This is a genomic window from Curtobacterium sp. 458, from assembly GCF_030406605.1.
Lineage (GTDB): Bacteria > Actinomycetota > Actinomycetes > Actinomycetales > Microbacteriaceae > Curtobacterium.
Genome location: NZ_CP129104.1, coordinates 915,022 through 932,471, shown reverse-complemented (window position 1 = coordinate 932,471; position 17,450 = coordinate 915,022). Strand labels below are relative to the sequence as shown.

The window sequence follows — 17,450 nt, the reverse complement described above, 5'->3', positions numbered from 1 at the left end:
GATCAGCCGTTCGCCAGCGCGTCGTCTCGGGTCCGGACCAGCAGCTCACGGAGCACCGACCGATCGACCGCCTCGAGTCGGGTCAGGTAGAGGCAGGCGGTGCTCGCCCGGTGCGCTCCGAGCTGCTCGAGCAGGTCCGGCCACCGTTCCGCGAACCCCGAGGCGAGGTAGACCGTGTGGTGCTTCGGACCTGGGGCGAACGCGAGCAGGGGCACGGTGCCCGAACGGCCGGAGTCGTGCCGGTACTCGACCGCACCGAACCCGAGGATGCGACCCGCCCACACCACCGGCTCCGCCCCGCTCAGGTCGCGGTGGAGCGTCACCAGATCGTCGACCTCGGCGCGACGGGCACCGGTGGCGCGGTCGAGCACGTCGGCGAGGGGCGTCGGCGTCGGTGTCATCGCAGGGGTCTTCGCCACGGGGCGACGCTACCCCAGCCGGACGGGTGCGGTGTCCCGGATCGACCCGCGCGGCGCGACCGGTGCCCGCGGGGCGGGCGCGACCCGTGCCTCCCGGCCGACGACGCCGGACGGCGGACACGAAGGGGGCCGGTCCCTGACGGAACCGGCCCCTCCTCGTGCGGTGCGACTAGGCGTTGACGCCCTCGGCGAGGACCGCGGCTGCCGGGTCGAAGTCCTCGGGCAACGGCTCCGGCTTCGCGATGCGCGAGGCGATCTCGACGGCCTGGCCGGACTCGGCCGCGTCGCGGATGCCGAGCATGACGTCGAGCGCGTGCGACGCGACAGCACCGGAGGCCCGCTCGGGGCGGCCCTCGGCGATCGCGCGGGCCATCTCGACGACGCCCGTGCCACGACCCCAGGTGGAACCCTTGTGCGCCAGCGTCGTCGGCTCGTCCTTGCCGAGCGTCCACAGCGTGCTGTCACCGTCGAAGACGTTCGGGTCCGGCAGCACGATCGTGCCCTCGGAGCCGTTGATCTCGACGAAGCCGTTGCGCGGCAGGGCGTGCTGGAACGACAGCGTCGTCTGCGCGGACTGCCCGTCGGCGAACGAGATGAGCGCGGCGTGGTGCGTGGGCACCTCGACCGGGAACTCGGTGCCGGCACGGGGACCCGAACCGATCACGCGGGTCTCGCGCGACTTCGACGACACGGCCTGCACGCGCGAGGCGGAGCCGAACGCGTGGAGCAGCGTCGTGACGTAGTACGGGCCGATGTCGAACAGCGGACCGGCGCCCTGCGCGTACAGGAACTCGGGGTCCGGGTGCCACTGGTCCGGGCCGGGCACGTGGAACATCGTCGTCGCGGTGAGCGGCGTGCCGATGTCCCCGCGGGCGATGGCGCGGATCGCGGTCTGGATGCCCGCACCGAGCACGGTGTCCGGCGCCGTGGCGTAGCGGACCCCGGCAGCCTCGGCCGCGGCGAGGAGCGCCTGCGCGTCCTCGGCCGTGGTGGCGACCGGCTTCTCGCTCCAGGTGTGCTTGCCGGCGGCGATGATCTGCTGGCCGACCTTGGCGTGCTCGGCCGGGATCGTGATGTTCACCACGATCGAGATGTCGTCGCGGGCGAGGAGCTCCTCGACCGAGCCGTACGACGGGACGCCGTACTTCTCGGCCTGGGACTTCGCGCGCTCCTGGATGAGGTCGGCGACGAACAGGACCTCGACGTCGGCGAACTGCGTCAGGTTCGTCAGGTACTGGTCGGAGATGTTGCCGGCACCGATGATGCCGACGCCGACGCGGGTCACGCGGCGCTCCCGGCGGTGTCGTTCTCGCGCAGCCACTGCAGCGACTCGGTGATGCCCTCGAAGACGTCACCGGCGTAGGCGTCGAACTCGACGACGCGGATGGCCTGCGGAGCGGCGGCGAGGATGCCTGCGACGTCGACGTCGCCCTGACCGGCGGGCTTCTGGTTCTCGAACGCGCGCTGGAGCGCCTCCGGGACGATGAGGGCGCTCTCGGCGGAGGGGAGGGCGGTGAGGATGTCACCGTCGACCTTGCCGTCCTTCACGTGGATCGCGACGACGCGGTCACCGAGGGAGCGGAGCACGGCGGGGGCGTCCGCGCCGCCGACGGTCGCCCAGAAGGTGTCGACCTCGAGCACGGTCTCCGGTGCGAGCTGCTCGACGAACAGGTCGTAGACGGTGCGCCCGTCGACCTTGTTCGTGAACTCCCACTGGTGGTTGTGGTACCCGAACTGCAGGCCGTGCCCGGCGGCCTCGGCGGTCAGCTCGTTGACCCGGTCCGCGATCTTCTTGACGTCGTCGGCGGTCTGCCAGCGGTCGGTCGGGATGAACGGGTCGATGACGGTCTGGATGCCGAGGCGCTTCGCGGCGTCCCAGATCGGGGCGGTGTCCTCGGCGTCGATCACCGCGACGTGGCCCGAGGGTGCCGAGAGGCCGTTGGCCTGCAGTGCCCGCTCGAGGTCGTCGACGCGCTCGACGAAGGCGTACGGCTCGACGTTCTCGTAGCCGATCTCGCGGACCCGGGCGATGGCCTTGTCGAGGTCTTCGGCGATGGCGTCGCGCAGCGAGTAGAGCTGCACAGAGGTGGTGGGCATTGCAGAGGCTCCTTCGGTCCTGACTGGTGTCGCGGCACTGGTCGCCGTGACGGTGTCGTCGCGGCCCTGGTCGTCGCAGCCCGCAGAGGAGCGATGCTCCACGGCGAGATCGAGGACGACGCTACCGGAAAAACCACCCGGTGGGTAGTTTTCGACGCCGTGTTGCGGGCGTCGGCGCTAGCGTGGAGGGCGTGACCGATCTGCGCGCCTTCGACACCCCGGTCGGCACCGTCCAGGCCCGCGTCGACGGGGACGTCGTCCGGGCGCAGGGGATCCCCTACGCCGTCGCCGAGCGCTTCGGCCGGCCCCGACCCGCACCCGCGTTCGGTGCACCGTTCGCCGCCGTCACCCCCGCCCCGGTCGCGCCGCAGCCGCCAGCAGCGTTCGTGGACGAGTTGCTGCCCCCGATGCAGCACCTCGCCGTCGCCGAGGACTGCCAGCGCCTGACCATCACGCTCCCCGCCGACGTGCGTCCGGACGAGCAGCTCCCCGTCATGGTCTGGGTCCACGGCGGCTCGTACGTCATCGGCGGCGGCGACCTGCCCATCCACGATGCGCACGACCTCGTGGTCGAGCAGCGGGTCGTCGTCGTGTCGGTGACCTACCGGCTCGGCGTCCTCGGGTTCCTCGGCGACGGGGAGCGCGTGCCGGCGAACCTCGGACTGCTCGACCTCGTCGAGGCGCTGCGGTGGGTGCACGGGAACATCCAGTCCTTCGGGGGCGACCCGGACGCCGTGACGCTGTTCGGGCAGTCGGCCGGTGGCGACGCGATCGCGCACCTCATGATCAGCGACGGCACCGAGGGGCTGTTCCGTCGCGTGATCGTCCAGAGCGCTCCGCTCGGCATCTCCCGACGGCGAGCGCGGATGTCACGCGCGGTGCTCCGGGCCGTCGGTGTCGTGGGCGCGACCACACCGCTCGACGACGTCCTCGAGCGGCAGCTGGCCGGCACCCGGGCGGGCGCACCGTTCGGCCTCCGCGGCGGCATGCCCTTCGGCACGCAGTACGGGCACGATCCGCTGCCGACCGAGCGCCGGGCGGCCGACGCCTGGCGCGCGGTGGCGCCGAGGATCGACGTGCTCATCGGCTCCGCGGTCGACGAGGCGGCGATGTTCGTCCGGGCCGTCCCCGCGCTCGCAGCCGTGACCCGGATCCGCCCACTGCGCTCCCTCGTGCGATGGTGGCTCGTCCGGCCCCTGTCCGAGGCCATCTACGGACGGGACGTCCGGCGCTTCCGCGACCGGCACCGAGCAGCCGGCGGGCGGGCGACCTCGTACCGCCTGCTCCGGGGCACCACGGCCCGCCCCACCGGCGCGGTGCACATGAGCGACCTGCCGATGCTGCTCGGGGGGCGTGCGGCGTGGGCCGGGTCGGCGTTCGTGCCCGAGCGGGACTGGGCGGCGGTCGATGAGCGTGGTCGCCGGATCCGGAAGGTGTGGGCCGACTTCGCGCGGACCGGACGGGTCGAGGAGCCGGACGACGAGACGATCGCGTTCGACCGCGGCTGACGCGCTGACGCGCTGACGCGCTGACGCGCTGACGCGCTGACGCGCGGGCGGGACCGGCTGGCGGGTGGCCGCATGACCGGCGGGGCACCCCGGCGCCCCGGACTGACCCCCTGAACTGGGCGATGCTCCGCACCCGCCGGTCGGGACAGGATCGACGGCATGCCCGATTCCGACGCCGACCTCCGGTCCCGTGTGGTCACCGGTGCCGTCGAGGCCTACCGGTCCGGTGACTTCCACAGCGTGGGTCACGCCGAGATCGCCGGCGCGGCCGGCCTCACGGAGGACGACGTGTGCCGCGCCTACCCGATCTGGGACCTCCTGATCGTGGCCGTCATGGACCGTTGGAACAACGGGAGCCGCCGGGCGCTGTGGAGCATCGCCGAGCAGGACGGCGTGGTCGCCTACCTCCGTGCCCGGTTGCAGGCCGGCCTCGACGAGCCGTCGCTCGTCCGGCTGCGGATCGCCCTCCTCAGCGCCGCGTCCACGCCGGGTCACCCGGCCGAGGGCTGGTTCCGCGCCCAGTACGCCCACTCGTTCGAGGACATCACGCTCGGACTGACCCGCGACGTCGTCGCCGGGCGCGAGTCGCGGGGCGCGTCCCCACGGCACGCCGCCGAGCAGCTCGTCGCGCTGTACGAGGGCCTGCAGCTGCAGGCCATGCTCCGCGACGACACCGAGGTGCTGGGGGCGTTCGACCGGGCGGTCGCTCGGCTCCGGGTCGGGTGGAGCACGGTCGCGACGGCGTGAGCACCGTCACACCGCTGTGAGCGGCGGCGCGCGGTCGTCCCGCCGCATCAGCCGGGAGGCACGGCGCGGCTGAACGAGTCGCACTCGCGTTCCTGGCATGGTCGGGTCATGGAGTACACGGACTACGACACCCGGCTCGCGGCGTACGCCGTGATCACCGAGGGCGACCGGGTGCTCCTCGCGAAGCTCCGGTTCCCCGAGGCCGGGACGTGGACGCTGCCGGGCGGGGGAGTCGAGTTCGACGAGACCGTGGAGCAGGCCGTCGTGCGCGAGGTGCAGGAGGAGACCGGGCTGGACGCCATGGTCGGGCCGCTGCTCGGCATCCGGCACCACGTGGTCCCGGGGGAGCGGCGCATGCACGCCGGAGCGAAGGGCCGCCCGATGAAGGCCGTGCAGGTGGTGTTCCGCGCCACCGTCACCGGTGGGGTGCTCCGCGACGAGCTCGACGGATCCACCGACGAGGCCCGGTGGATCCCGATCGCCGAGCTGCCCCACCACCGACACGGGCTCCTCGTCCCGATCGCCCTCGCGTGGGCGGGCGCGCTCACACGCTGACGGCCCGAGCGGACCGCTGCTCCCAGTCGACGAAGGGCGCGTCGACCGTCCAGCCGAGCGCGCGGAGGGCCTCGGCCGTCTCTGCGGGGAACTGGCGTGCCGTCGCAGCGGCCTCGTCCCGACGCCAGTCCCGCCGGTACTCGTGCACCGCGCTCCGCCAGCCGGGTCGTGCGTCCACGCCGCACTCCTCGATGAGGAACTCGACGAAGTCGGCGAGCCCGGTCCGGAAGTGCGGGCCGCCGAGCGGCAGGTGCAGCGACGACAACCGTGCGGCGCTCCGAGGGCCGGAGGTCCTGCCGTGCGCCTTCGTGAGCATCGCACTGAATGCGCCACGTTCGGCGTGGACGTGGAAGTGGGCCGGTGGTGTCGACGTCAGGGCCTCCTGGTACTCGAACCGGAGCAGCGGCTGGCGCTCACCGTCGAGGAACAGTGCGAACGTGGACGCGTCGACGACCGCCTCCGACGAGGAGGGGCCGGGTCGGAATCGGAACCAGATCTCTGCTGAGCCGAGTACCGCGCCGTCGGCCAGCAGGGTCAGCGCGGACGGGACGGAGCCGTCGAGCTGCACCCATCGGTAGTCGTCGGCACCGACGCTGGCCACGAACTGTGCACCGTGGTGGGGCAAGGACGCATTGACGAGCGCCTGCATGTCCTCGACCGCCGAGTCGATGTCACGCATGCTCGTGGTTCCGCATCGACCAGTCGATGTTGAGCAGGTGCTGCTTGGCGCGGAACTCGTCGACGTCGAGGTCCCGCCAAGCCTCGATCGGCTCGAAGCCCCGCTCGTCCAACCCGAACCGCGTCAGGATCGCCGCGCGTTCGGCGAGGAGCCCTTCCTTCGTCGTCGTCACCCAGATGACCATCGATGTGTCCTCCCGCTCGTGTGGAGAAGACCGTACGGAGGTCCATCCCGAGGACCGCAATCCTCGGGATACGACATCCCGACTACTCCTCGAGGACGCTGAGCACGTTGCCCGACGGGTCGGTGAACCACGCGATCAGCGGACCGCCCTGCCGGTTCACGCCCCGCGCGTCCGTGACACCGTCGTAGTGCAGGAACACGACCCCGGCATCGGTGAGCTCGTCGACCGCGGCATCGATGTCGGGCACCGGGAAGTTCAGGACGGTGAAGGACGCCGGCTCGTGCGCGGGACCCTTCGGGTAGACCAGCACGTGGGTCCCGCCGACCTGCAGGGAGAGCATGCCGTACTCCTCCGTCACGGGGACGCCGAGCACCCCCTCGTAGAACGCCCTCGCCTCCGGGACGTCGCGCACCGAGAACCCGCTGAACGCCTTCGTCGCATCGACCATGCGGCCAGTGAACCACCGCGCCTGCGAGGATGACACCGTGCCGCAGCAGGAGATGTCCGTCGACGAGGCCGTCGAGCGAGCCGTGGAACTGGCACGGGGCGCGGACCGGGTGGTCCTCGGCATCGCCGGCGCTCCGGGCGCGGGGAAGTCCACGCTCGCCCGACGCATCGTGACCGCGGTCGACGAACGGCTCGGCGCGGGGACGGCCGTGCAGGTGCCGATGGACGGGTTCCACCTGGCGAACGCGGCGCTCGACGCCCTCGGCCGGCACGACCGCAAGGGAGCGGTCGACACCTTCGACGCCGCCGGGTACGTCGCGCTCGCCCGTCGACTGGCGACCGCGGACGAACCGGTCGTCTGGGCCCCGGACTTCGACCGCCGGATCGACGAACCCGTCGCGGGCAGCATCGCCGTCCCGCGTGCGACCCGACTCGTGGTGACCGAGGGGAACTACCTCCTCGACACCGAGGCGCCGTGGACCGCGCTGCCGGAGCTCCTCACCGAGACGTGGGCCTGCGTCGTCGACGACGCGGTCCGCGTCGACCGCCTGGTCGGTCGCCACATGCGGCACGGGCGCGACCACGACGCAGCGCGCGCGTGGGCGGTGGAGGTGGACGGCGTGAACGCCGCACGGGTCGCTGCAACGGTGAGCCGTGCCTCCAGGACGGTCCGGACGTGACCGTCCGACCGACGGGGGCCGGCCGGCCCCGCACCACCCGACCGACGCTGGCCGGCCAGCCCCGCACCACCCGACCGACGCGCGCCGGCCGGCCCCGCACCCCACGAGAGGACCGACCATGACCATCGCCGTCACCGGGGCCACCGGCAACATCGGCGGCGCCGTCGCCCACGCGCTCGCCGCGGCCGACGTGCCCTTCCGCATGATCGTGCGGGACGCCTCCCGTGCGCCGCGGCTCCCCGGCACCGAGGTCGCGGTCGCCTCCTACGACGACGCCGGGGCCGCACGCGCCGCGCTCGAGGGCGTGGACCTGCTGCTCATGGTGTCCGGTGCCGAGGCCGAGGACCGCCTCGCGCAGCACCGCACCTTCGTCGGCGCCGCCGCGACGGCCGGGGTGCGCCACGTCGTCTACACCTCGTTCGTCGGTGCGGCGGCGGACGCGACGTTCACGCTCGGCCGCGACCACTGGGCGACGGAGCAGGCGATCCGGGCGACCTCGATGGCGCACACGTTCCTCCGTGACTCGTTCTACCTCGACTTCGTCGAGGACCTCGTCGGCGAGGACGGCGTGATCCGCGGGCCGGCGGCGGACGGCGCGATGGCCGCGGTCGCGCGCGCCGACGTCGCTCGCGTCGCGACGGCCGTGCTGCAGGCGCCGACGTCGCACCTCGACCGGACGTACGAACTGACGGGACCGGCCGCGATCACCCTCGCGCAGGCCGCGGCGACGGTGTCGGAGGTCCGCGGGCGCACCGTGACGTACCACTCGGAGACCCTCGACGAGGCGTACGCCTCCCGCGCTCGGTGGGAACCGGCGCCGTGGCAGGCCGATGCCTGGGTGAGCACCTACACGGCGATCGCCGAGGGGGCGCTTGCACACGTCTCGGGCGACGTCGAGCGCGTCACCGGGCGCCGGCCGATGTCCCTGCACGAGGTGCTCGAGCAGGCCTGACGAGCAGCTCGACCCGGCCGTGGCCGTCGGCCGGGTGCACGAGCACGCTGCCGACCGAGGGTCCCGACAGCCCGCAGCGCCACACCGACCACCGCAGTCCGGCGATGGCCCAGCGCCCGCGGGTGTGGTGCCTGCCCGGGAGGACGTCCCCGACGGTCCGGCACCCGCCGAGCAGCACCGCGCGGAGCACCGGGTCGCCGAGACGGGTGCCCTCCCGCACGACGACCACGCGGAGTCCGTGGTCGATCCGCTCCCGGATCTGGTGCGTCGTGAACACCGCGACGGTCCCGGAGAAGCCGCCGTCGGTCAGGACCGGCAGCCCCGTCGCCGAGATGACGCGGGAGGACAGCCGCCACGTGTCCGTGAGGAACAGCGGCATGCCGTGGCGGGGGCCGTCGATGCGCTCCGAGAGCGCGACGAGCCGGCGGAGCGCGACCGGGTAGGCGGTCGGCTCGCCGCCGCGCCAGTCCGGCGACGAGACACGGAAGCGCTCCGCCGCGTCGGCCGTGCGCCCCACCGACGCGTCGAGTCCACTGCCGTCGCGTGCCGCGTCGAGCGCCTGGAGCGAGAAGGCGGCCGGCCCCGCCACGAGGGCCAGTCCGGTGGCGGTCGCGATCACCGCACGGGAGGCACGGTGCAGCCCCGACGGTCCCCCCGCGACCTGCCGTGGCCGCCAGAGCAGTGCCACGACCGCCGCGACGACGCTCGCGTTCGCGACGACGTGCGCCGCGTGGGCGAGGACGGTCGGCTCACCGGCGCCGTGCGCGAGGAAGAGCCACCAAGCCTCCTGCCCGACGGCGAGGACGAGCGGGAGGGCGCGCAGCCATGCGGACCGGGAGCGCGCCAGGCCGACCGCCCCGCACCAGCCGACGGCGGCGAGGACCGCGAGCTGGACGCCGACCGCGGCGACGTAGGCGGTGTGCGGGATCCGGGCCACCGAGAGCACGGCGGCCGCGGTCGCGAGCCAGACCGTCACGACGACGAGCGTGACGGCACCGGCGCGGGTGTCGAGCGCGCCGCCGAGGACCAGCGCGGCCCGGTCGTGCCGTCGGATGCACACCACGACGGCTCCGACGAGGACGGCGAAGAGCGCTGCCGGCAGCAGCCACGACACCTGCGAGCCGAGGTGCGGCTCGAGCAGCTTCGTCAGCCCGCCCGGGTCACCGGACGGCGCCGGCGTGGCCGAGGGGTGCACGGCGACCGACCCCGGGAACGTCCCCGGTCGGAAGCGGTCGAGCCCGTTGTAGCCGAACACCATCGCCCACGGGTCGTCGTCCGTCGAGCCGTCCACGACGGGCCGTGCCCCGGCGGGCGTCGCGGCGAGCCAGACGATCCACACGAGCGAGGCCGCGACGGCGACGGTACCGAGCACCGCGGACCGCCCGAGCCGCATCCACACGCTCCACCGTCGTCCGTCGGGCCGGGCGTCCGCGAGCAGTGCGCCGAGCACCAGTGCGGGCAGGATGAACCACGCCTGCAGCATCTTCGCCTGGAACCCCACCCCGACCGCGAGGCCGGATGCCACGAGCGGCCACCACGTCCCGGTGATCGCGGCACGCTGCCAACAGAGCAGGGCGACGGCGAGTGCGGCCGTGACGAGTGCGTCCTCCATCGGGTGCGCGAACACGGACACGAAGATCGGCGTGCTGGCGGCGGCGAGGGCGGCGACGAGTCCCGTCCCGGCACCGGCCCAGCGGAGGCCGACGACCGAGCACGCCCACACCGTGACGAGTCCCTCGACGACCTGCGGCAGCGCGAGGGCCGAGGTGGAGTCGCCGAACAGCCGGATGCTCAGTGCCTGCGGGACGAGGAACCCGCTGAGCTTGTCGAGCGTCACCGTCCCCGAGGGGTCGAAGGACCCGGACCACAGCGCGTGCCACGATCCGGACATCGAGCGGGCGGCCGCCGCGTAGAAGGGCGCATCGCCGCCGCGGGCGAGGTTCCACCCGAGCAGCACCGTGGACCCGGTCAGGACGAGGAGCAGTGCGACCCGCGCCGCGGGGTGTTGGTCGGCCCACCGGGCCGGACGTCGGGTGTCCACCCCTGGACCCTCGCGCTGCCGGGTGACGGTGTGCCGCGACGCTGCCGCCAGCATGCCGCGAAGCCGGAGCCTGCGCTGAGCCGACGTGCGGTTCGTCCGGGGAACGTCCAGCCCGCGTGCGGCCTCGACTGACCGGAAGCTCAGCCGACGCCGAGGACCGGTCAGTCGACCCGACGCGCCGAGATCGTGCCCGCGACGCCGAGGGTCAGCACGGCCACGAGGACGACGAGCAGCGGCGCCGTCCAGTCGCCCGTGGCTCCGTGCAGGGACCCGGCCACGAGCGGTCCGGCGCTCCCGAGGAGGTACCCGCCGCCCTGCACGAATGCCGACATCCGCCGGGCATCGGCGTCACTCGACACGATCCGGACGATGACGATGAAGATGACCGTGATGCCGCCGCCCTGCGCCGCACCGCCGAGGACCGACCAGAGCAACCAGAGCTGCGGCGCGAACAGCAGCCCGAGCGGCATCGCGAGCCAGAGGAACGCGACGAGCGCGATGATCGCCCGTGGACGCCACCGGGTCGCGAGCAGCGGGACGCCGAGCGCCCCGACGACGGCGAGGATCTGGAAGACCGACGAGCTCGCGCCCGAGGACTCCTTCGAGAAGCCGATCTCGTCGTGCAGCAGCGTCGGGATCCAGGCGGTGAGGGCGTAGTACGAGAACGCCTGCCCGCCGAACGCCAGCGTGAGCCCCCAGGTGATGAGTCGCCGAGCCGGACGGACGGGGGTCGTTCCCGCACCGCCGTCGACGGTCCGGATCGACCCCGTGCCGAGCACCTGGTCGATCGGTCCGGTCTCCACGACGGGCTCGACCGCGACCGGCCGACGCCAGGCCGCCCGAGCCCCGACGGTGTACGTCCAGCCGATGCCGGCGAGGACTGCGAGCACACCCCAGATCGCGATCGCGACGGGCCAGCCCCAGACCGCGGCGATCGGCGCCGTCCCGAGCGAGGTGATCATCGACCCGACGTTGAGCGCCGAGGTGTACACGCCCGTGACGAGTCCGACCCGCTCCGGGGAGGTGTCCCGCCGGATGACCACCGGGATCACGACGTTCCCGATCGTGATGCCGATGCCGATCACCGCGGTGCCGACGAGCAGTGCCACCGACGAGGGCAGCGACCGGACGACCGTGCCGACGAGGACGACCACGAGCGAGAGCGACACCGCGCGCTCGGGATCCGCCTTCGCGATCACCCAGCTCGCGAACGGTGTCGCGAGTGCGAAGCAGAGCACGGGGATGGTCGTCAGGAGACCGGCGATGCTCGCGGTCAGCCCGAGGTCGGCGCGCACGTCCCCGATGACCGGGGCGGTCGCGACGATCGGCCCGCGGAAGTTCAGGGCGATGAGGACGACGGCGGCGGGGAGCAGCCACGCGGCCCCGCGGAGCCCGGTGCGGACGGCGCCCGTCACGGGAGCAGGATCGGCAGGAGGTCGAGCGGGGTCGCGGCCCGGGCGACGGTGCCCTCGGCCTCCTCCGGCGAGCCGTAGCCCCACTCCGCGAAGATCGTCGGCACGCCGTGGACCGCTGCGCCCTCGACGTCGTGCTTGCGGTCGCCGATCAACACGGGACGGCTGACGTCGAACCCGCGGGCGTCGAGTCGGCGCAGCGCCTCCGCGACGACGTCGGCCTTGGAGCTGCGGACCTCGTCGTCGCTCGCGCCGGTGATGATGTCGATGTCCCCGGTCAGGCCGTAGTGCTCGAGGATGTACGTCGCCGGGGTCTCCGGCTTGCTCGTCGCGGTCGAGATCGGCAACCCGGCCTCGTGCAGCGTGTGGAGCACGACGTCGATGCCCGGGAACATCGCCGAGTCGAGGGCGCCGTGCGAGAGGTAGTGCTCGCGGTACACGGCGAGGGTGTGCTCGGCCTGCGCGGCGTCCATGCCCATCGCGTCGTGGAAGGTGTCGAGGATCGGCGGTCCCACGAACGACATGAGCGTCGCGTGGTCCGGCACGGGGACGCCCACGGTGGTGAAGGTGTGCGTCATGCTCTCGAGGATGCCCGGAGCGGAGTCGCTGATGGTGCCGTCGAGGTCGAAGAGGATGGCGGTGAACGGGCGCGTCATGTCCCACCCAGCCTAGCCGGGGCCGTGGAGACGACCACGCGGCCGCCGTCGGCGACGGGGCGGACCCGCACCGTGCCTCCCGGCTGCGGGTGAGCGGGGTCCACGAAACGCGCGCGCTTCGACGTTGCACCCGTCGATCGACGCGCGCGATGTCGGAACGCGCGCGTTTCGCGACCCTGTTGCCGGCAGACCCACGCGTCAGAACAGGCGGGTGTGCCCGCCCTCGATGCCGCGCATCGCGTCGTAGTCGAGGACGAGGACGCGGATCCCGCGGTCCTCGGCCAGGGTTCGGGCCTGCGGCGCCACCGTCTGCGCCGCGAGGACGCCCTGCACCGGACGGAGCAGCGGGTCGCGGTTCATCAGCTCGAGGTACCGGGTCAGCTGCTCGACCGCGTCGATGTTCGCGTTCCGCTTCATCTCGACCGCGACGCTCGCCCCCGCGTCGTCGCGCGCCAGGATGTCGACCGGCCCGATCGCGGTCATGTACTCGCGGCGGACGAGGGTGTGCCCGTCGCCCAGGAGCTCGATCTGCTCCGCGAGGAGCTGCTGCAGGTGGGCCTCGACGCCGTCCTTCACGAGACCAGGGTCGACGCCGAGGTCGTGGGTCTCGTCCGCGATGACCTCGTACAGGCTGACGACGAGCTTGTCCTGCGTCTTCTTCTGCGTCACCGTCCAGACCTGCGTGATGCCGGCCTCGGCCTGCTCCTCGCTCGGCTCGCCCATCTCGATCGAGCAGGGCGGGCTCATCCAGTTCAGCGGCTTGTAGCTGCCGCCGTCGGAGTGGACGAGCAGCGAGCCGTCCGCCTTGAGCATGAGCAGGCGCGTGGCGAGGGGGAGGTGGGCCGAGAGTCGCCCCGCGTAGTCGACGGAGCAGCGGGCGATGACGAGACGCACCCGGCGATCCTAACGGTCGGTGCGTGCACCGCCCGACGACGCCGGGTCCGCCATCGTGTCGTCCGTCGCGTGGTCCGGATGGTCGGCCTGGAGGCGCGGCTCGCCTCCGCCGCGCTGCGTCGCGTCCGCCTGCTGGTCGCGTGCTGCCCCGCGGGAGTCGGTGGTGCCGTGGTCGCCGTCACGTGCGCGCCGCTTCCGGAGGGTCTCGGCGGCCGCGCCGGTCTCGCGGGCGGCACCGGACGCCAGGCCCGCGGCGATGATGAAGACGAACACCACGAGCAGGGCGCCGAGCAGCCCGATGTGCTCGCCGAGGAAGCCGATCAGCGGCGGGCCGGCGAGGAAGGCCACGTACCCGATCGTCGCGACGGCGCTGACCTTGAGCGCTGCGGAACGGGGGTCGTCGGCGGCGGCGGACATGCCCATCGGGAAGCCGAGGCTCGCCCCGAGGCCCCACAGGACCACGCCGACGATCGCGATCGGGATGACGTCGACGAAGATGAGCAGGCCGAGTCCGACGACGGCGACGGCGGCGCTCACCCGGAGCACGGGGACACGGCCGAACCGGTCGATGAGCGGGCTGCCGGCGATGCGCCCGGCGGTCATCGCAGCGAGGAACACCGTGAGCACCGCGGAACCGGCGGCGTTGTCGAGGCCGTGGCCGTCGATCATGGCGAGGGGCAGCCAGTCGTTCGCGGACCCCTCGGCCAGGGCCATGCCGAGCACGATCACGCCGATGAGGAGCGTGGACGGCTGCGCCCACACCTGCCAGCGGGTGAGCTGCACCGGGGTCGGGCTGGTCTCGGTGCCTTCGTGCTCCTCGTACCGGTGCTCGTCGCCGAAGCGCGAGGCGGCGGCGAGCATGACGAGGCAGGTCACCACACCGAGGACCGCGAAGTGCAAGACCACCGGCACGTCGAGCGCCTCGGTCAGGGCGCCGATGCCGGCACCAGCGAGCGTCCCGACGCTGAACGCGGCGTGGAAGAGCGGCATGATCGTGCGGCCACCGGCCTTCTCGGCGGCTGCGCCGGAGACGTTCATCGAGACGTCCACGAGGCCGTTGCCGAAGCCGAAGGCGACGAGGCCGATCCAGATCGCGGCGAAGCCCCAGCCGAAGGTGACGGCGAACCCGGCGAAGACGATCCCGGCCGCGAGGCAGACCGACGCGACCTGCACACCCCGACGGGCGCCGACCTTGGCGACGATGTGCCCGGCGAACGTGAGGCCGCCGATCGAGCCCACCGCCATGCCGAGCACGAGCAGGCCCATCTCGAAGGTGGTCGCGCCGAGGGAGTCGCGGACGCTCGGGATCCGACCGAGCCACGTGGCGATCGCGAGGCCGGACATCGTGAAGGCCACGAACACGGCGGTGATCCACGCCCGGGTGGTCGGTGCGGTGCGTGCGGACGTCGTCGTCATGGTGCTCTTCCGGGTCTCGTGCTGGGTGGGGTCCCGCGTCGTCTTGCGTGTCGGGCCGCTGGTCGAATCGATTCGACCGCCGTTGACGATTACGCTAACGGGCGATGGACGAACCGGCAACCGCGAACGGCGCGGCGCGACCCACGACGGGCAGTCGTGTCGCGCGCCCGACCCTGGCCGCGGTCGCACGGGCCGCCGGCGTGGCACCCTCGACCGCGTCGCTCGCGTTCAGCGGTGCCGGCCCGGTCTCGGACGAAGCCCGCGAGCGCGTGCTCGCGGCCGCCGCGGAACTCGGCTACGGCGGCCCCGACCCACGTGCGCGCTCCCTCCGCCGAGGTCGGTCCGGGGTCATCGGCGTGGTGATGGACGAGCGGCTGAGCGACGCCTTCCGTGACCCGGTGAACGTCCTCACGCTCGACGGCATCGCCGAGGTCGCCGGCGAGGCGGGGACCTCCCTGCTCCTCGTCCGCAGCCCGCTCGACGACGCCGGGTTGGTGGGACCGCTCGTCGACGCCCCGGTGGACGCGGTGGTGCTCATCGGGTGCAACGTCCGGATCGATCCAGCGGTCGCCGTCCTCCGCCGTCGGAACATCCCCGTCGTCGCCATCGAGGCGGACGACATCGAGGGCGCGGTCCCCGTGCAGCTCGACAACCGGGAGGCCTCGCGCCGCGCCGCTGCCTTCCTCCGCGACCTCGGCCACACCGACGTCCTCGTCGTGACGCTGCCGCTCGACGGCACCCACCGACGCGGGCCGATCAGCCCCGGACGTGAGGCCGAGGGCATCGCGCACACTTCGCTCGAACGCCTGCGCGGGGTCCGCGGGGTCTTCCCGTCCGCGCTGGCGCACGAGGCGGCCGGGAGCTCGGTCGAGGAGGGCCGCATCGTCGGGGCCGCCCTCTTCGCCCCCGACGGGCCTCGGCCCACCGCGGTGGTCGTGCAGAGCGACGTCCTCGCGGTCGGGGTGATCTCGGCGGCGCTCGATGCCGGACTCCGCGTGCCCGAGGACGTCAGCGTCGTGGGGTTCGACGGCATCCCCGTCGACGACAGCCTGTTCCACCGCACCCCGATCCGGCAGCTGACCACGCTCGTGCAGCCGTTCGTGCAGAAGGGCCAGGCCGCGGCCCGGGCGGCGATCGCCATGCTCGAGGGGGCTCCGGCCCAGCCCGCTGCCTTCCGCTCCGAGCTCCGCATCGGCGACACGACGGCCCCGCCGCCCGCGCGCTGACGCGGTGCGCGGAACGCGCCGGCGATCGTCGTTTTCGCGAAAGCGACAGTCTGCCGCGGGGATCCGCACGGTTCTTGTCGCTCTCGCGAGAGCGACACGGCACATCTGTCGCTGTCACGGCACCCGCGCGCCCTCACCAGGGCGCGCGGATGCCGCCGCTCAACGGGCCAGCGCCACCTCGATCCAGCCCCGCCGGTGCGCCCGCACCCCGAGCGTCACCGCGCGCACGCCGATGTACCCGAGCGCGAACGCAGCCCAGAGCCCTGCGAGCGTCCCGCCCGCCCACCACAGCAGCGGCAGGTACACGACGAGGTTCACGCCGCCCGCGAGTGCCAGGTACCGCGCGTCCCCGGCGCCGATGAGCACCCCGTCCAGCACGAACACGTACCCGGCGACCGGCATCCCCACCGCGACGATCACCAGCACCAGGGGGAGTGCCTGCTGCACCGCGCTCGAGCCCGAGAACACCGGCCCGAGCACGCCGCTCACAGCCGCGGTCAGGAGTCCGAGCACGACGCCGCCCACGATCCCGAGCAGCACCAGCCGGCCGGTCACGAGCCGCACCCGGTCGGGATCGCGCGCTCCGAGTCCGTGGCCGACGAGGGCCTGCCCTGCGATCGCGAGGGCGTCGAGCGCGAACGCCAGCGTCGAGAACACGGTGAGCCCGACCTGCGTCGTGGCGAGCCCCGTGGTGCCGAGTCCCGCCGACACCGACACCGTCGCGAGCATGGCGATCCGGAGCGAGGCGGTGCGGAGGAACAGCCACGCCCCCGACCGGAGCGCGCGTGCCACCCCCGAGGCGCCGGGGCGCAGCGGGGCACCGGACGCCCGGGCTGCCCGCACCGCGATCACCACGTAGACGGCGGCCATCGCCCACTGCACGACGACCGTCCCGGCCGCCGAACCCTCGACGCCCCAGCCCGCGCCGTAGATGAGGACCGCGTTGAGCAGCCCGTTCGCGACGAACCCGACGGTCGCGACCACGAGGGGGGTCCGCGTGTCCTGCAGTCCGCGCAGGAGCCCGGTGGACGCCGTCACCACGAGGATCCCCGGCAGCCCGACGAGCGACAGCGTGAGGTACGCCGTCGCTGCTGCCGAGACCTCCGGCGCGGCGCCGAACGCATCGACGAACGGTGCCGCGAGGGGCCACCCGACCAGGGCGAGCACGACCCCGAGCACGAGGGCGAGCCACATGCCGTCGATGCCCGCGTGCACGGCTCCGCGTCGGTCACCGGCGCCGAGGGCCCGCGCGACCGCAGGGGTGGTCGAGTACGCGAGGAAGACGAGCAGCCCCGTGACGGTCTGGAGGACGGCACTCGCCAGACCGACCGCTGCGAGCGGCGTCTGGCCGAGGTGCCCGACGAGGGCGGTGTCGGTGAGCAGGAACAGCGGTTCGACGACGAGCGCGCCGAGCGCGGGCACGGCGAGCCGGACGATGTCCCGGTCGACTCGACGGGTCTCGGTCCTCAGGTGCACCGGACCATCTTGACGGGTCGCGCGGCTCGCGCGGCGCGCACGGGACGGACGGGAGGCTCGG

Annotated in this window: 18 protein-coding genes; 6 read left to right on the top strand and 12 right to left on the bottom strand. The window is 73.3% G+C overall.

Going from position 1 to position 17,450, the window contains the following annotated elements:
- Positions 1-2 precede the first annotated feature (2 nt).
- From QPJ90_RS04610 to QPJ90_RS04600, 3 genes are all read right to left on the bottom strand, one after another.
- Entirely contained in the window at positions 3-419 is a 417-nt protein-coding gene (locus tag QPJ90_RS04610) for a DUF1801 domain-containing protein (RefSeq protein ID WP_290133297.1), read from the bottom strand.
- A 169-nt stretch (positions 420-588) separates the two neighbouring features.
- Positions 589-1,704: a Gfo/Idh/MocA family oxidoreductase gene (locus QPJ90_RS04605; RefSeq protein WP_290133296.1), complete on the bottom strand. Its 1,116-nt coding sequence runs from the start codon at positions 1,702-1,704 to the stop codon at positions 589-591.
- On the bottom strand, positions 1,701-2,516 hold the full coding sequence (locus tag QPJ90_RS04600) for a sugar phosphate isomerase/epimerase (protein ID WP_290133295.1): 816 nt from the start codon (positions 2,514-2,516) through the stop codon (positions 1,701-1,703). Before QPJ90_RS04600 ends, QPJ90_RS04605 begins: the two co-directional genes overlap by 4 nt.
- A 191-nt stretch (positions 2,517-2,707) precedes the next feature.
- On the opposite strand from QPJ90_RS04600, the gene QPJ90_RS04595 reads away from it, so the two are divergent.
- The 3 genes from QPJ90_RS04595 (at position 2,708) to QPJ90_RS04585 (ending at position 5,326) form a co-directional block, all read left to right on the top strand.
- Positions 2,708-4,024: a carboxylesterase family protein gene (locus tag QPJ90_RS04595; RefSeq protein WP_290133294.1), complete on the top strand. Its 1,317-nt coding sequence runs from the start codon at positions 2,708-2,710 to the stop codon at positions 4,022-4,024.
- 159 nt (positions 4,025-4,183) lie between these two features.
- On the top strand, positions 4,184-4,771 hold the full coding sequence (locus QPJ90_RS04590; protein ID WP_290133293.1) for a hypothetical protein: 588 nt from the start codon (positions 4,184-4,186) through the stop codon (positions 4,769-4,771).
- A 108-nt stretch (positions 4,772-4,879) separates the two neighbouring features.
- Positions 4,880-5,326: an NUDIX domain-containing protein gene (locus tag QPJ90_RS04585; RefSeq protein ID WP_290133292.1), complete on the top strand. Its 447-nt coding sequence runs from the start codon at positions 4,880-4,882 to the stop codon at positions 5,324-5,326.
- Here QPJ90_RS04585 and QPJ90_RS04580 read toward each other — a convergent pair.
- The 3 genes from QPJ90_RS04580 to QPJ90_RS04570 all read right to left on the bottom strand — a co-directional run bounded on the left by QPJ90_RS04580 (position 5,316) and on the right by QPJ90_RS04570 (position 6,637).
- Positions 5,316-6,005 (bottom strand): hypothetical protein, encoded by a 690-nt coding sequence (locus QPJ90_RS04580; protein ID WP_290133291.1) that lies wholly within the window; start codon positions 6,003-6,005, stop codon positions 5,316-5,318. The two genes, QPJ90_RS04585 and QPJ90_RS04580, sit on opposite strands and share 11 nt — an antisense overlap.
- Positions 5,998-6,189 (bottom strand): hypothetical protein, encoded by a 192-nt coding sequence (locus QPJ90_RS04575; RefSeq protein WP_290133290.1) that lies wholly within the window; start codon positions 6,187-6,189, stop codon positions 5,998-6,000. The genes QPJ90_RS04580 and QPJ90_RS04575 overlap by 8 nt, the downstream gene beginning before the upstream one ends.
- Before the next feature lie 82 nt (positions 6,190-6,271).
- Positions 6,272-6,637 carry a VOC family protein gene (locus QPJ90_RS04570; protein WP_290133289.1) on the bottom strand — a complete coding sequence of 122 codons (366 nt, stop codon included), beginning with the start codon at positions 6,635-6,637 and terminating at the stop codon, positions 6,272-6,274.
- A 37-nt stretch (positions 6,638-6,674) separates the two neighbouring features.
- Here QPJ90_RS04570 and QPJ90_RS04565 point away from each other — a divergent pair, with 37 nt between their 5' ends.
- On the top strand, positions 6,675-7,316 hold the full coding sequence (locus tag QPJ90_RS04565) for a nucleoside/nucleotide kinase family protein (protein WP_290133288.1): 642 nt from the start codon (positions 6,675-6,677) through the stop codon (positions 7,314-7,316).
- A gap of 118 nt (positions 7,317-7,434) precedes the next feature.
- Positions 7,435-8,268 (top strand): NmrA family NAD(P)-binding protein, encoded by an 834-nt coding sequence (locus QPJ90_RS04560; RefSeq protein WP_290133287.1) that lies wholly within the window; start codon positions 7,435-7,437, stop codon positions 8,266-8,268.
- Here QPJ90_RS04560 and QPJ90_RS04555 read toward each other — a convergent pair.
- The 5 genes from QPJ90_RS04555 to QPJ90_RS04535 all read right to left on the bottom strand — a co-directional run bounded on the left by QPJ90_RS04555 (position 8,219) and on the right by QPJ90_RS04535 (position 14,687).
- The gene (locus QPJ90_RS04555; protein ID WP_290133286.1) at positions 8,219-10,309 is read right to left on the bottom strand and encodes a glycosyltransferase family 39 protein; all 2,091 of its coding nucleotides are present in this window, start codon (positions 10,307-10,309) and stop codon (positions 8,219-8,221) included. The genes QPJ90_RS04560 and QPJ90_RS04555 overlap by 50 nt on opposite strands.
- Positions 10,310-10,470: 161 nt before the next feature.
- A complete protein-coding gene (locus QPJ90_RS04550; protein ID WP_290133285.1) occupies positions 10,471-11,724 on the bottom strand; it encodes an MFS transporter in 1,254 nt (417 codons plus the stop codon).
- On the bottom strand, positions 11,721-12,377 hold the full coding sequence (locus QPJ90_RS04545; protein WP_290133284.1) for an HAD hydrolase-like protein: 657 nt from the start codon (positions 12,375-12,377) through the stop codon (positions 11,721-11,723). The genes QPJ90_RS04550 and QPJ90_RS04545 overlap by 4 nt, the downstream gene beginning before the upstream one ends.
- Positions 12,378-12,575: 198 nt before the next feature.
- Complete coding sequence (gene nucS / locus QPJ90_RS04540) at positions 12,576-13,271, bottom strand: endonuclease NucS (protein WP_290133283.1); 696 nt, start codon at positions 13,269-13,271, stop codon at positions 12,576-12,578.
- 9 nt (positions 13,272-13,280) lie between these two features.
- Positions 13,281-14,687 carry an MFS transporter gene (locus QPJ90_RS04535; protein WP_290133282.1) on the bottom strand — a complete coding sequence of 469 codons (1,407 nt, stop codon included), beginning with the start codon at positions 14,685-14,687 and terminating at the stop codon, positions 13,281-13,283.
- 104 nt (positions 14,688-14,791) lie between these two features.
- Here QPJ90_RS04535 and QPJ90_RS04530 point away from each other — a divergent pair, with 104 nt between their 5' ends.
- Positions 14,792-15,913 carry a LacI family DNA-binding transcriptional regulator gene (locus QPJ90_RS04530; RefSeq protein ID WP_290133281.1) on the top strand — a complete coding sequence of 374 codons (1,122 nt, stop codon included), beginning with the start codon at positions 14,792-14,794 and terminating at the stop codon, positions 15,911-15,913.
- Positions 15,914-16,072: 159 nt separating this feature from the next.
- Here QPJ90_RS04530 and QPJ90_RS04525 read toward each other — a convergent pair whose 3' ends face one another.
- Positions 16,073-17,389 carry an MATE family efflux transporter gene (locus tag QPJ90_RS04525; RefSeq protein WP_290133280.1) on the bottom strand — a complete coding sequence of 439 codons (1,317 nt, stop codon included), beginning with the start codon at positions 17,387-17,389 and terminating at the stop codon, positions 16,073-16,075.
- Positions 17,390-17,450 lie beyond the last annotated feature (61 nt).

What these genes read in the sequence shown, in the direction of transcription:
- QPJ90_RS04600 (WP_290133295.1), bottom strand. Translation starts at nt 2,516, where the DNA reads ATGCCCACCACCTCTGTGCAGCTCTACTCGCTGCGCGACGCCATCGCC.
- QPJ90_RS04535 (WP_290133282.1), bottom strand. Translation starts at nt 14,687, where the DNA reads ATGACGACGACGTCCGCACGCACCGCACCGACCACCCGGGCGTGGATC.
- QPJ90_RS04545 (WP_290133284.1), bottom strand. Translation starts at nt 12,377, where the DNA reads ATGACGCGCCCGTTCACCGCCATCCTCTTCGACCTCGACGGCACCATC.
- QPJ90_RS04530 (WP_290133281.1), top strand. Translation starts at nt 14,792, where the DNA reads ATGGACGAACCGGCAACCGCGAACGGCGCGGCGCGACCCACGACGGGC.
- QPJ90_RS04585 (WP_290133292.1), top strand. Translation starts at nt 4,880, where the DNA reads ATGGAGTACACGGACTACGACACCCGGCTCGCGGCGTACGCCGTGATC.
- QPJ90_RS04560 (WP_290133287.1), top strand. Translation starts at nt 7,435, where the DNA reads ATGACCATCGCCGTCACCGGGGCCACCGGCAACATCGGCGGCGCCGTC.
- QPJ90_RS04580 (WP_290133291.1), bottom strand. Translation starts at nt 6,005, where the DNA reads ATGCGTGACATCGACTCGGCGGTCGAGGACATGCAGGCGCTCGTCAAT.
- QPJ90_RS04575 (WP_290133290.1), bottom strand. Translation starts at nt 6,189, where the DNA reads ATGGTCATCTGGGTGACGACGACGAAGGAAGGGCTCCTCGCCGAACGC.
- QPJ90_RS04590 (WP_290133293.1), top strand. Translation starts at nt 4,184, where the DNA reads ATGCCCGATTCCGACGCCGACCTCCGGTCCCGTGTGGTCACCGGTGCC.
- QPJ90_RS04570 (WP_290133289.1), bottom strand. Translation starts at nt 6,637, where the DNA reads ATGGTCGATGCGACGAAGGCGTTCAGCGGGTTCTCGGTGCGCGACGTC.